The organism is Bartonella sp. TS82HLJMH (assembly GCF_042193495.1).
Taxonomy (GTDB): domain Bacteria; phylum Pseudomonadota; class Alphaproteobacteria; order Rhizobiales; family Rhizobiaceae; genus Bartonella; species Bartonella grahamii.
The window spans coordinates 1-13,712 of sequence record NZ_JBHILU010000004.1 but is presented as its reverse complement, the minus strand read 5'-3'; the positions used below and the strand labels follow the sequence as shown (position 1 = coordinate 13,712).

Below are 13,712 nucleotides of genomic sequence, written 5' to 3'. Positions count from 1 at the left end.
TCATGACAAAAAAAATTCTTTTTCTCATTCTTAACATCGCTATTACCCTTTCTCCTATAGCCTTGAGCCATGCCAGTATTTTTCCCACCCGTGCGCCAAGCGATAGCCGCATTCGCTTTATCAACTATGATGCCTATAATGTCACAAAAATTATTGGCTCCATACGCTCATCGGTACAAATAGAATTTTCTCCCAATGAAGAAATTGCCCATGTGGCAATTGGCAACAGCGTTGCATGGGAAGTCGCCCCCGCTGGCAATATTCTTTTCCTTAAAGCCCGAGAAGTCCAACCCATTACCAATCTCCAAGTCGTCACCACAAAGCTTGATGGCTCAAAGCGCTCCTATCAATTTGAACTCATGATCAAAGATGGGGAAATTTCATCTGGACAAGAAACATATTTCCTTGTGAAATTTCGCTACCCACAAGAAGAAGCAGAACAAAGAAGACTCGCAGCCCTTATGCGACAAGAAAAAAAACAAGCCCAGCGTATTGATAGTGTCTTCAACGCTTATGAAACCTACGGACCACGCAATTGGGCTTACACCGCTCAAGGATCAAGCACGCTCGAACCCTCCTCCGTTTATGACAATGGCAAAACAACAACATTTACATTTCCCGACAACCAAGAAATCCCTGCCATTTACATCGTCAACAATGACGGTACAGAATCGCTGATTCCCAAAACCACAAGAGGCAACATGGTTATTGTCCATGCCATTAGCGCACGCTTCACCCTAAGACAGGGAAAAAACGTCCTATGCGTCTTTAACGAAGCCTATCAACCAAAAGGCACAAATCCAAATACCGGAACAACCTCACCATCTGTTGAACGTAAAATTGCATCAGATCTTTAAATAAGCGGGAATTGAAGGGGACAACATATGAGTGATAAACCAATCATCGAAGATCGAGGATCTATTGGGGATGGCAAAAACAATAGCGCCAAAACCGCCGGCAAAAAAATAGTTGTCGCAATCGCCTGTATAGGAATCTGCGGCTATGTGCTCTGGAACATCTTATCCACCCCCACAGAACAAAAAGACACCGCAAAAGCTCATAAAAAACAAGCACAAAGCTTTCACAATTCCCTCGCCCCTTTAGAGCTCGCGCCCTCTGACCCGCGTGCAAACATAGCACCAATAACCTTACCACCCCCACAACCACTCGCACAAGAACCCAAAAAAGATGACCCACTACTTGATGCCGCAAGACGCGCCCCTGTTTTAGCTTTTGCCAAAGGTTCTAAATCTCAATTAAAAGACATCGTCAACACGACTCTCAACCCCCTTGAAAAATTCCATGCCCTTGAAAATCTCGCAAATGCGCAAAATTCTCCTGCCCTTCAAAACACACAAAATTTTACAACCCTTTTAAAACCGACCACAACAGAAGAAACAAAAGCAAAACTCATCGGCAATAGAAACTTTATCATCGCCATGGGAACCTCTATCCCCTGTATCTTAGAAACGGCATTAAACAGCGACCAACCAGGCTTTGCAAGCTGCATCATCAACCGTGACATCCTCTCTGACAATGGACGCGTTGTTTTGCTGGATAAAGGCACCCAAGTCATTGGAGAATACCGCGGTGGAATAAAACAAGGTCAATCTCGCCTCTTTGTGCTCTGGACAAGAGCCAAAACCCCAACCGGTGTCATCATTCCCCTTGCCTCACCAGCAACCGACAGTTTAGGCAGAGCCGGTTTTGATGGCAACATCAACACCCATTGGTGGGAACGCTTTGGCTCTTCCCTTTTACTCACCGTTATTGATGGTGCCACAACCGCCCTAACAAATAAAATAGCAGGCAATTCCAATAAAGGAGGTTCAAACAACTCTGGAAGCGGCGGTTTTGAAGGCGCAAACAACACTGGAAAAGAAGCCGCCAATATTGCTCTTGAAAATCAAATCAACATCCCTCCTACCCTAGAAAAATTTCAAGGCGAACTCGTCAACATCTTTGTAGCAAGAGATCTCGATTTTTCATCTGTCTATAAACTAACCGTAACGAGCAAAAGGAACCGCTCTACTCCCAGCTATTCCTTTTTTCATTCTCAAGTTCAATAAAAGCCAATAAAGTCACATTATGCCATCAGCAAAAAATGCAGAACGAGCCTCCATCGTTTTAACAAAATTAAAGATCTTAGATGACTTCCTCAATGATGAAAATTTATTTGAAATTGTTATCAATCGCCCTGGCGAAGTAATCGTTGAGGGTCCCAATGGTTGGCAAACCCACATCTTAAAAGAACTAACCTACAGCGAACTAGAAGGGATTGCAAAAGTTGTTGCTGCCTACACAACACAAAAAATCAGTGTAGAAAACCCCGTTCTCTCCGCAACACTGCCAAACAACGAACGCATACAAATTGTTATGCCTCCAGCAGTTGCAGCCAATACCATTAGCATGACCATTCGTAAACCTTCATCACGCACTTTTTCTCTTGAAAGTTTACATGAAAACAATCTGTTTTCTGTCGCCCAAAACACCAGTTTCACACCCACGCAACAAATGACTGAACGGTTATCTGAACTCTCTGATACAGAAAAAGAGCTAACAGATCTCTTTATCGCTAAAGATTTTTGCACCTTTTTAGAAAGAGCCGTGATTACACAACAAAATATCTTAATATCGGGAAAAACCGGTTCAGGGAAAACAACCCTCTCCAAAGCTTTAATTGCAAAAATCCCTGACTATGAACGAATTCTCACCATTGAAGACACCCCAGAACTTGTCGTTCCCCATTCAAACAAAGTCCAACTTTTTTATTCAAAAGATAACCAAGGCTTAGCAAAAGCAGGCGCAAAAGAACTGCTTGAATCTGGCTTACGCATGCGCCCCGACAGAATCCTTCTACAAGAGCTGCGTGATGGTACAGCCTTTTACTATATCCGTAACGTCAACTCTGGTCACCCCGGCTCCATTACCACCGTCCACGCCTCAACAGCACTTGCAGCCTTCGAACAAATGACCCTTCTTGTCAAAGAAAGTGACGGTGGTGGTAATTTAGCCCGCGATGATATCCGCGGCTTATTAATCTCGATGATAGATGTCATCATCCAATGCAAACGCCTTGAAGGCAAATTTCGTGTAACAGAAATCTATTACGATCCTTTCAAACGCCGTGATGCTTTTTAAAAAAACGCTACCCCTCACACCCTTTTTTATAAGCAAAAACGATACCAATAGAGCTTTCTTAAAAAAACGATTAATAGCTTTCAATTTCATTTTCAATAATCGAAAACAACAAGCAAAAAGAAGTAAAAATATTATCCCTATTCCCAATCACGAATGCGCCCCACAGAAAAACCACAATGTGCCGAAAATGATATCTATAACCCAATATTTTCTGATTTTTTTGACATCAACATTTGCAGGAATATAGATACCAAATTTGGTGACATCCACTTCAGCTTCAGACAAAAGCTTCACGAGCACCTTGTAATACAAGAGATCCTGCTTTATTTGCCTTATCCATTATTTTTCCTTTCAATATTCATCAAGAAGCACAGTTAATTTTTTCTTCAACGCATTTCTCTCTGAGTGTGCCAAATTGCCTCAAGACGATTGACTGTAAACATCTTCAATCAACACCGAAATATTTTGACCACCCAAAAAGGGTATAACCCTATATCTCCCTCTTTTACCCTTATGCTTTAAAACCTAACTTTCCTTGGCTTCCCTCTCTTACCTTCCACAAGATCACCAGCATCTGGATTAACAGCAATAAAGGAAACAATATCAAATAATTCTTCAGGCGATATGCTTTCTTTTTTTGCAGAAATTCAATATGCGGGATCGTATAACATCTTTTGTCACATCCATATTAAACCTCCTTTGATTACCTCTCTTTTGTCATATGGCTTAATCGAGCCTATGAAAATAAGATTTTATTCCTTATCTTATCGTGTCACATCTTTTGATTTTGTACGCTCATACGCATTATTTAGCTCTTGTATACGTCTCTGTTGCAAAAACTTAATCGCCATTTGAAACTCTTTCACAAGCTTTTTATCTTGAGGCTGATTTTTGGAGATTGCTTTTGACAAGTCAAAGTCTTGTTTATGAATGGCATCCTGTCCAAAACGTTTATCTAAAGCACTTTTCAGCTTTAAAAATTCTTCACCAACCTGCTCTGGTATTTTTGAATAACTATCACGACCAGCTTCAACATTTTTCATAAAAGTCACTGCTTCTTGTGAAAGTGACGGAACCTCTACTTTTAACTGTTCACGCTCCCGTGTAACACTATCCATATGTGTCTCATAAGAATTCTTATAAAAGGATTGAAGCTTTTTAATAGAAGAAAGTGCAAAAGGAACGTGATAAAGCGCTTCTTTTCGTTCTTTTCCTGTAGCCTTCAATTTATCGATAAAACGATCTGATCCACGCAGTTCGCCCGCTCTATCAGGTGCCCTATCCAAAATATCAGAGAGTTTATCGCCTTTACCTGCTAAAATCGTTTGCTCAATCCTAAGCGCAGCCTCTTGTGGATCTTTATAAATAGATGCTAAATGACTGTTTAACTCCTTAAACATATTAACATAAGATTTTTTATTTCTAAGGGCGCTTAGCGCCTTCTGTTCTAAATTAGAGTTATCCGTATAAGCCGCAAGGTATGGCGCTCGTTCTGTTGCTTTTAACGTAGCATTAACATCCCTTTGCGATTACTCTACTTCAAGTTCTTCTTTTTGAAGTTTCGAAAAACTTGTCTTTTCTCTATCCCAAGGGGGTTCAATCTTCTCTTTTTGTTGTTCCAAGCACTCTTTATTAAGATCAACGCCAAAAGCAATCTTTTTCCCAACACTTTGAGAAACATCATCCCTTTTATTTTCTGTAAATTTGGTAAGGTTCTTATAGATGAGTGCAGACAGATATTCTGAATTACCAAAATGTGCTTTAATTGACGCACGTGTCATTTCTTGTCGCTCAATACCCTTCCAGTTGATATGATAACCAGCTTCACGAGCAAGTTGCACCATAAATTCACGCTGAGTACGCCCATTCCCCTCTCGAAACGGATGCAACGCATTCAACTCGCCCATGTAATATCCAGCCCTTTGCTGAATTCATCCGCATCAAGACCACGTAGATACTGTTCTTTTGCAAGCTGCTGTGTAATCTTCGGTGCATAACTTTCAATCTGATGATGATAAGCAAATAAACAACCACCTTTGGTAATATCTATTGAACGGATCTTTCCTGCCCATTCATAGACGTCACCAAATAGCTTCTTGTGAATGTCTTTCATATGATTGAGATCAAATTTACCCCTAATAGGAGTACTATCAAGTTCATAAGACCTTAATAAGCAAAAGCAGACTCCAGACTCCTTAGCGTGGCTTTGTCTTTAATACCAAGCCGATTATACATCACACCAGTTTCAGCATCAGTATAAGGATCAACGCCCCCTTTATACTTCTCCACGGTTTACCCGTTCCAACAAATCTTTGATGACATCACTTGTTTCGAGCTCTCCAATAACAACACGCTCCATTTGCGCAACAACCAGCGGATCTGGCTCTAATCCCTCTAAACGTTGGCTTGCCAATGCATTTTCAGCAGCAAAGCGACGTCGCTTAATTTCCTCTTCACTCAACATATAAAACCCTCCTTTGCTTATATTTATTATAGCCAAACAGACTACAGAAACAAGATTTTATCCTTATCTTACCGTGTTCACATCTTTTGACTTTGCACGCTCATACGCATGATTTAGCTCTTGTATACGTCTCTGTTGCAAAAACTTAATTGCCATTTGAAACTCTTTTATGCAATCTTGATCATGAGACTGTTGTTAAGGATTTTTTTTGATAGATCATAATTTGTTTGCATAGCAAGCCGAGCACGTGCTGTGCTTACATCAGACATTTCAAGCCTAATAGCAAGATTAGCACTCATAGCGGCTTTTCCATTTAAAACTCTAGAAGTGCCACTCGAGAATACCAAGCCGCTCTGCTGCTTCATTAACGGATACACCAAGCTCTTTGATCACATCTTCACACAATAATTCATCGAGATGTAAAGGACTCTTCATCATTGTTTGGATCTCCTTTTTAATGATAATCTAGATAATCGACCATTTCGACATCTGTGCTATCGAAGCGAAATATTACACGACAATTTCCATTTACAGTAATTGACCAATGAATCTTTGAGAACGCCCTTTAGTAAAGGTAATCAAAAAGACGGAAAGTTTAAATCATTTGGCGATATAGCAACTTCAAGAGCACCCAGAATACGCTTTAATTTTTGAGCATGGGCAGTTCTAACCCCTTCAGTCGTACCAGTATTATATAGAAGGCTTTAATCCTTTTATGTTTAAATCCTAAAATCATAACTAAATATAGCGTGTAACACTACAAGATACAAAAAATTTTCATAATTTTTATATCACAGGGCTTTTTTTACTTTATAAACATTAAAACTGTCGTGAAAAAAATTGATCATTCTCATTGCTTTCTAATTATTCTACTCATTATTGGAAAAGTATACGTTCATAATTAGGGGGAGCTAAACGTAATAGGAGCGCATCATATCCCCAATTGGCAGCTGCGCTTAGAAACATCAAGATGATATAACCAACGACCATTGCTGTTTGATGTTCATAGGGCGCTGCACCCCCTTGTATATCCAGTAAAAAGAATGAATAACACTAATAAACTCCCCCCGCTATAAACTCTGTTAAAATAATAACCAGTTTACGAATAAGCAAAAGAAAAAGGAAAATCAAAAAAAGCATATTTTAAATATCTTACGAACTATAGAACACTCTACGCATTATAGTTATTAGAACTCGATTTTTCTCTTTTTTATTTAATTGATTAGTAGATAGAATATCCATTACCGTTATTACATCACTAACATAGTTAATAATCATACCTTTTGTAATTGCCAAAATCTCGCATTACAATAAGAGCTTTATCAAAAGATGATCTGATAATTTTCTCAAAAAACTCAAGATTACTCAAGTGCAGTACCCATGCGTACATCATGATGGATAATAACATCCATCAACTCTGTCACGACTGTGTCCAATACTTCTCGTGCATCGCCTTCAGCCATAAGGCGGATAACCGGCTCAGTTCCAGAAGCGCGGATCACCAGCCGTGCCTCTTTTCCCAATTGTTGCGTTGCTTTATCGATTGCCTCTTTGACTGGATTTTTTTTCAGTACATTTTTATTTTTAATCGTTACATTTTTTAAAATTTGCGGTACAGGTTCAAACTGTTTACACAATTGGCTCATAGGACTTTGAGTTTCCTTCATACAGGCTAAAATCTGCAATGCAGCCACCAAACCATCACCCGTTGTACCAAAATCACTAAGCACAATATGGCCAGAAGCCTCACCACCAACATTATATCCCTTTTGACGCATGGCATCGACAACATAACGATCTCCAACATTTGTCCTTACAAGATGCAACCCTTTACTGTGCAAGAAACGCTCCAGTCCAAGATTTGACATAATCGTTGTGACAACACCATTGCGCCGCAATCGTCCCATTTTATGCCAATTTTCAGCAATTACAGCAATCAACTGATCTCCATCAACCGTTTGTGCTTTTTCATCAACAATGAGAACACGATCTCCATCTCCATCAAGAGCAATCCCCACATCAGCACGCACTTCATGCACTTTTCGTTTTAAAGAGCTTAAATCAGTTGATCCACATTTTTGATTAATATTGGTACCATTAGGCTCATCATGAATAGCAAAAACCTCAGCTCCCAATTCCCATAAAGCACGGGGAGCAGCTTTATAAGCAGCCCCATTGGCACAATCCACAACAATACGCAAAGCATCTAAGCGAACATCACGCGGCAAGGTTCGTTTAGCATATTCAATATAACGATAAATATCCCCCTCAACCCGTTTTGCATAACCAATTTCAGCAGAACTTGCTAAAGACTTTGAAAGATCTGTATCGATCAATTGTTCAATTTTCGCTTCCATATCATCTGAAAGTTTAAAACCATCAGGACCAAAAAGTTTAATTCCATTATCATAGAACGGATTATGAGAAGCAGAAATCATCACCCCAAGATCCGCTCGCAAAGAGCGGCAAAGCATTGCAACAGCAGGTGTTGGCACCGGCCCCAATAAAAAAGCTTCCATCCCCGCAGCAGTCAACCCTGAAACCAGAGCATTTTCCAACATATAGCCAGATAATCGTGTATCCTTGCCAATCACCACACGACGTGATTGATGTTGTGAGCGGAATAAAACCCCTACAGCCATCCCTACCTTCATGGCAAAATCGGGTGTCATAGGAAATGAATTGGCTTTTCCCCGAATTCCATCTGTACCAAAATATTTTTGCACCATGCCTCTTTCCTTTAATGTATAATTCTTCCCTTGGCTTTTCTCTAAAACCCTAACAAGCCCCCTTGGTACAATAGTTTCCCTCCCCATATAAAATCAGATCATTGATCTAAACTTTCATGCATTTAGACAATCAAGAATCCTATTCATCATCTACACATCTAAACCCCAACCCATTATGTTCACACCCTCGCACATACAAGCAATATTATCTCCTCAAAATGCTTTACAGATCTCCTGAACACAACCAAAGGATAATCTGACACATTTTCTAAATCCGTAAAGGAAAATACCACCTCGCCTTGTAGCCTGCTAAAACTGTCATCATACAACAGCTTTGCTTAATTTTTTGCTTCCATATTTTTGCAAATATTACATTAAAGGCGCAAGCTTTGCTTGCGCCTTTCTCAAAGAATTTAGAAATTTTCTTAAAACATCGTTACTCAAGCGTTATTAAACAGTTCTTATTTTTCTTTATCATCTCCCGCAGTACTGGGCTTCTTTTCAGCATTACTTTTAGAGCGGTTGACTGATTTTGTGGTACCTTTTGTGCTTTGCGCTTTTTTCTCAGTCTTATCCGACTGCCCTTCTTTAGACGACGCCTCCTTAGGCTCAACATTACCGGATTTTGCTGTTTTTTTCCCAACAGCTTCCTCTGCTTTGTCTTCCTCTAGTTTATCGATCTCTGCTTTATGAGGCGCTGTTTTAGGTTTTTTTTCATCTTCCACTGTTGTCTCTGTCTTCATTTTTCCAGTTTTTGGAACAGAAGACCCCCGTGGCGCAGCATTCTCATCTTTCTGTGTGCGTGAAGGAGGCTTTCCTGCAATAACTTCGTTAATTTCAGCTCCCGTTAAAGTCTCATATTCCAACAAACCTTGTGCCAAAGAAAACCATTCTTTTCTTTTTGTTTTCAAAATGTTAGTCGCATTTTTATAGGCATCATCAATAAGCTTACGCACTTCCATATCAATCATGCGCGCTGTTTCTTCAGAGACATTTTGTGTTCGCGCAACAGAATGACCCAAGAAGACTTCATCTTGGTTATCGCCATAAGCTACATTTCCAAGCAGATCAGAAAATCCCCACCGTGTGATCATTGCGCGTGCTAATTTAGTTGCTTGCTCAATGTCAGAAGAAGCACCGGATGTGATATTTTCCTTTCCAAACTTTAATTCTTCAGCCACACGTCCACCCATCATAATGGCCAAACGAGAAATCATCCACCGATAACTCATGGAATAGCGATCGCCTTCAGGCAATTGCATCACCATTCCTAATGCTCTTCCCCTTGGAACGATTGTTGCTTTGTGGACAGGATCAGCAACCGGCACATTAAGAGCCACAATAGCATGTCCTGCTTCGTGATAAGCAGTGAGTTCTTTTTCCTCTTGTGTCATAGCGGTTGAACGACGTTCAGCCCCCATCATGACCTTATCTTTGGCATCTTCGAATTCTTGCATCGTAACAACTCTTTTATTACGGCTCGCAGCCATAAGAGCAGCTTCATTTACCAGATTCATCAGGTCCGCACCGGAAAATCCTGGTGTTCCCCTTGCCAAAATTTTTAAGTCAACGTTAGGTGCTAAAGGCACGTTACGCACATGTACTTTCAAGATTTGTTCACGCCCAGAAACATCAGGATTTGGCACAACAACTTGTCGGTCGAAACGCCCTGGTCTTAACAAAGCGGGATCCAGCACATCGGGACGGTTTGTTGCGGCAATAAGAATAATACTTTCATTGGGCTCAAACCCATCCATTTCGACAAGCAACTGATTTAAGGTCTGTTCACGTTCATCGTTTCCACCACCAAGTCCAGCCCCCCGATGACGTCCAACAGCATCGATTTCATCGATAAAGATAATACAAGGTGCATTTTTTTTAGCCTGTTCGAACATATCGCGCACACGGCTCGCCCCGACACCAACAAACATTTCAACAAAATCAGACCCTGAAATGGTAAAGAACGGCACATTGGCTTCACCTGCTACAGAACGTGCTAGCAAAGTTTTACCGGTTCCTGGAGGACCAACAAGCAAAACACCGCGTGGAATACGCCCCCCTAAGCGTTGAAATTTTTGTGGTTCACGTAAAAATTCAACAATTTCTTGAAGATCTTGCTTTGCTTCTTCAACGCCAGCAACATCTTTAAAGGTAACACGCCCTTGCGCTTCATTAAGCAATCTCGCTTTTGATTTCCCAAATCCCATTGCACCACGTGACCCATTTTGCATTTGCCGCATAAAAAAGACCCACGCCCCTACGATAATAATAACAGGCAATAAGGAAAAGAGGAGATTGAGGAAAATGCTATTTCCAGAGCTTTCAGGAATAGCTTTAACATTAACGTTTTTGCTTTCCAATTTTTGTATCAAACCTGGATCGCGAGGAGCATAGGTTGAAATAGCTCTATGTTCAATGGTTTGTCCTGTTAATTTTTGACCTTGAATGGTCACAGATTTCAACTCATTATTTTCAACTTTTTGCAAAAATTCAGAATAGGAGACTTCTCCACCACCAGAACGCTGACTATCTCCATTAAAGAGAGAAAACGACACAATTAAAATTAAGGCAATAACCCCCCAAATGAGGAGAGAGCGGTAATTGGAATTCATATTCAGCCCACTTAATCAAATATAGATTTCAAACAGTTCCCCTTAACATATAACCTTGTCAGCCCCTTGCCAAGGGATGAGAAGCTGTTTATTTTCTTTTAGCGTAATTTTCCTTTATCTTTTCACCTCAATATTAAAAAAAGATTCCACAACACTTACCAAAGCAGCATCTTCTCGTGAGGAAAGCCAATCGAAAGGTGCCATAATCCGCTTGGTTATAACATGTTTATGAACAACTGCTTGAGAAATCAACTCTGGAATATCATACCCTTTGTGATTTGAGATCATCAGCAGCGATTGTAAAGAGGGAAAATGAGGCTTTTCAAGTTCAAAATCGCTATTTTTCAATAAAAATTTCAGCTGTTCTAAATTTGCGGCTCCAATCTTTATAGCCTCAGATCCATGATTTGTGATCTGATAGCGCCCATCCCATATAAAAGTTTTATCTGGCTCAACGATAGCCTCTTTCATATTTCTCCCTTCACGCCACAAAGAAATGCCGTGTTTATTATATTCAATAACAGAGCCCGCATAAGTAAAACGCTTCTTTTCTGGAGAATCGAAACAGAGTTTTTGAACAAGCATGCTTAATTTTTGATTGGGAAGCAAATAAAATCCCCCTCCCATCAACACCGCAAAGAGCCCCACCACAAAAGGAAAACTGGAATGTTTTTGTAAGAATAGCGCAGGCTTTACTATGAAACAACGCCCATGTTGAACAGTAATATCCAGCGCTAAGATCAAATCAGCAATATTTTTCGCTTGTTGACGACGCTGCAATGCTGCTTCATTTATTTTTTGAGCAATATAAGCCAATTTTTCAGGATGAAGAGATTGACGCACGCGCACACGTTCAAAATTGCGATCTTCATTGGTTGGATCATCAATCCATGTTTGTCCTTGCAAGCGTAAATAATTCCGTAATGTTTGGCGTTTTACACCAAGGAGCGGCCGAATCAAACGCACTTTTCTATGCAATAACGCCTCACGCGGAATACAGGATAAACCACGCTCATATAGGGGACCATAGTTTTTTTCGGCAATATTTTTTCTCGTTTCTCTGGCATGACCCTCATCATATATACCCTCGGCTTCACCGCGCAAAACACCGGTAAAACCACTGGAATAAACCTCATCACGCATGGCACCAGCTTCACCGTACACCGCACCTCTATTCTTTTTGAGACGTTGATACCGCATTTGATAGGTTTCAACCTGATCATTGAGTGTATGGCCCGTCATAATAACTGATGCGCCATGTTTTTGTGCTTCTTTAACCAAGAGATCATAGCGTGCAACACGAGCACTGGAAGCAATATGCGTCTTTGGTTTTTCACCTTCCCACCGCACAGCGATATGTTTAATGCGATGGACTCGACAAATTTTCGCAACAGTTTCTACCTCACGCATTGATTCTTTACGCAATTGATGATCAACCGTGACAACAATCATTTCTGGAGGAACTGAGAGAGTTTCCAAATGCTCTTTGACCAAAAACATCAAAGCCAAAGAATCACTTCCCCCTGAGACGGCAAGAATCAACTTCTGACACTGAATAAAATCCGATGTTTTAAAGAGATTTCTTGCCAGTCTAACGCACACCGAAAACGACCTCACTATTTATTTTGCAGGTTTACAAAAAATAGACCCTAATGTTTTTTGATGTTTTGATTTTTTCACAAGATGAGCACAATCGTCTTTATTTGGCTCAAGAGCGATCATACTTCTTGCTAATTTCAGCAAAATCTCGGAAGTATAGAGCTTCTTTTTATCTGCATACCATGCGGTAAGATACACTTGTGCTGCTTCATGATAGCGTTTTTGTCCCAACAAAGATTCAGCCAACCAAAATAAAGCATCATCACTCAAAGAATCTTTTTTGTAACGATTTTGAAAAGCGCAAAAGCTTTTTTCAGCATCAACATAGTTGGCAGAACGAATAAAATCATATCCTTCCTTATACAAAGCTTTAGAAGAAGAAAGATTGTCACTCTGATGTGCTTCAATTGGAGCACTTACTTCATGCGCTTTGTCAAAATGCTGACTGTTTTCATGATCATGACTCTCTACCTTAGCTTCCACAGCAGCAACCTTTGTCTGATCACCTGTACTATGCTCCTGCTCCATCTCCATCTCTTCTTTTACAGTCTGATATTTTTCATCCACAGCGGACTTTTCAAAAGAACAAGAATAAACAGACGAGGCTTTTTTATCAAAAAGCCCATGAAACTGCTTGTTAACATTTTTTAGATTGTTATGCTCAAGCACCATTCGTATCTTATGCAAAAGCTTATCTAAATCATAATCTTTAAATAAAGCCTGTTGGTTCTCTAAAATAATCCCTTGGTGCTCCACAACACTAGCGGCTTTTTCCACCGCGCTAGACGCTGCTTTATCAGCTGCTTCAGGTGCTTTCTTCACTGCATCAATAGCCTTATTAACAGTGTCAGCGGCTTTTTCCACCGCGCTAGACGCTGCTTTATCAGCTGCTTCAGGTGCTTTCTTCACTGCATCAACAGCCTGATCAACAGTGTCAGTGGCTTTTTCCTCCACGCTAGAAGCTGCTTTATCAGCTGCTTCAGGTGCTTTCTTCACTGCATCGACAGCCTTATTAACAGTGTCAGCGGCTTTTTCCACCGCGCTAGACGCTGCTTTATCAGCTGCTTCAGGTGCTTTCTTCACTGCATCAACAGCCTGATCAACAGTGTCAGTGGCTTTTTCCTCCACGCTAGAAGCTGCTTTATCAGCTGCTTCAGGTGCTTTCTT

12 protein-coding genes and 2 pseudogenes are annotated in these 13,712 nt (G+C 40.5%); 3 read left to right on the top strand and 11 right to left on the bottom strand.

What is annotated here, in order from left to right; genetic code table 11:
* Window positions 1-2: 2 nt before the first annotated feature.
* The 3 genes from virB9 to virB11 are packed head-to-tail and all read left to right on the top strand — an operon-like array spanning window position 3 to window position 3,141.
* Entirely contained in the window at window positions 3-857 is an 855-nt protein-coding gene (gene virB9, locus ACFIKO_RS02735) for a P-type conjugative transfer protein VirB9 (protein ID WP_375619963.1), read from the top strand.
* A gap of 27 nt (window positions 858-884) precedes the next feature.
* Window positions 885-2,069 carry a type IV secretion system protein VirB10 gene (gene virB10 / locus ACFIKO_RS02730; RefSeq protein ID WP_375673208.1) on the top strand — a complete coding sequence of 395 codons (1,185 nt, stop codon included), beginning with the start codon at window positions 885-887 and terminating at the stop codon, window positions 2,067-2,069.
* Between the two features lie 19 nt (window positions 2,070-2,088).
* Window positions 2,089-3,141, top strand: a complete 1,053-nt coding sequence (virB11, locus tag ACFIKO_RS02725; RefSeq protein ID WP_375673207.1) for a P-type DNA transfer ATPase VirB11 — start codon at window positions 2,089-2,091, stop codon at window positions 3,139-3,141.
* 764 nt (window positions 3,142-3,905) lie between these two features.
* Here virB11 and ACFIKO_RS02720 read toward each other — a convergent pair.
* From ACFIKO_RS02720 to ACFIKO_RS02670, 11 genes and pseudogenes are all read right to left on the bottom strand, one after another.
* The gene (locus tag ACFIKO_RS02720; protein ID WP_375673206.1) at window positions 3,906-4,541 is read right to left on the bottom strand and encodes a hypothetical protein; all 636 of its coding nucleotides are present in this window, start codon (window positions 4,539-4,541) and stop codon (window positions 3,906-3,908) included.
* Window positions 4,542-4,670: 129 nt separating this feature from the next.
* On the bottom strand, window positions 4,671-5,048 hold the full coding sequence (locus ACFIKO_RS02715) for a Fic family protein (RefSeq protein WP_375673205.1): 378 nt from the start codon (window positions 5,046-5,048) through the stop codon (window positions 4,671-4,673).
* Window positions 5,036-5,254 carry a hypothetical protein gene (locus ACFIKO_RS02710; protein ID WP_375619967.1) on the bottom strand — a complete coding sequence of 73 codons (219 nt, stop codon included), beginning with the start codon at window positions 5,252-5,254 and terminating at the stop codon, window positions 5,036-5,038. The genes ACFIKO_RS02715 and ACFIKO_RS02710 overlap by 13 nt, the downstream gene beginning before the upstream one ends.
* Before the next feature lie 53 nt (window positions 5,255-5,307).
* Complete coding sequence (locus ACFIKO_RS02705) at window positions 5,308-5,430, bottom strand: hypothetical protein (protein WP_375619968.1); 123 nt, start codon at window positions 5,428-5,430, stop codon at window positions 5,308-5,310.
* The gene (locus ACFIKO_RS02700; protein ID WP_375673204.1) at window positions 5,417-5,605 is read right to left on the bottom strand and encodes an antitoxin VbhA family protein; all 189 of its coding nucleotides are present in this window, start codon (window positions 5,603-5,605) and stop codon (window positions 5,417-5,419) included. The genes ACFIKO_RS02705 and ACFIKO_RS02700 overlap by 14 nt, the downstream gene beginning before the upstream one ends.
* A gap of 167 nt (window positions 5,606-5,772) precedes the next feature.
* Window positions 5,773-6,043, bottom strand: a pseudogene (locus ACFIKO_RS02695) (HigA family addiction module antitoxin).
* 16 nt (window positions 6,044-6,059) lie between these two features.
* A complete protein-coding gene (locus ACFIKO_RS02690; protein WP_375619999.1) occupies window positions 6,060-6,155 on the bottom strand; it encodes a type II toxin-antitoxin system RelE/ParE family toxin in 96 nt (31 codons plus the stop codon).
* 811 nt (window positions 6,156-6,966) lie between these two features.
* The gene (glmM, locus tag ACFIKO_RS02685; protein WP_375673203.1) at window positions 6,967-8,334 is read right to left on the bottom strand and encodes a phosphoglucosamine mutase; all 1,368 of its coding nucleotides are present in this window, start codon (window positions 8,332-8,334) and stop codon (window positions 6,967-6,969) included.
* Window positions 8,335-8,795: 461 nt separating this feature from the next.
* Window positions 8,796-10,946 carry an ATP-dependent zinc metalloprotease FtsH gene (gene ftsH / locus ACFIKO_RS02680; RefSeq protein ID WP_375619971.1) on the bottom strand — a complete coding sequence of 717 codons (2,151 nt, stop codon included), beginning with the start codon at window positions 10,944-10,946 and terminating at the stop codon, window positions 8,796-8,798.
* Between the two features lie 114 nt (window positions 10,947-11,060).
* The gene (gene tilS / locus ACFIKO_RS02675) at window positions 11,061-12,548 is read right to left on the bottom strand and encodes a tRNA lysidine(34) synthetase TilS (protein ID WP_375673202.1); all 1,488 of its coding nucleotides are present in this window, start codon (window positions 12,546-12,548) and stop codon (window positions 11,061-11,063) included.
* Between the two features lie 18 nt (window positions 12,549-12,566).
* Window positions 12,567-13,712 (bottom strand): annotated as a pseudogene (locus ACFIKO_RS02670) (tol-pal system protein); the annotation flags it as partial.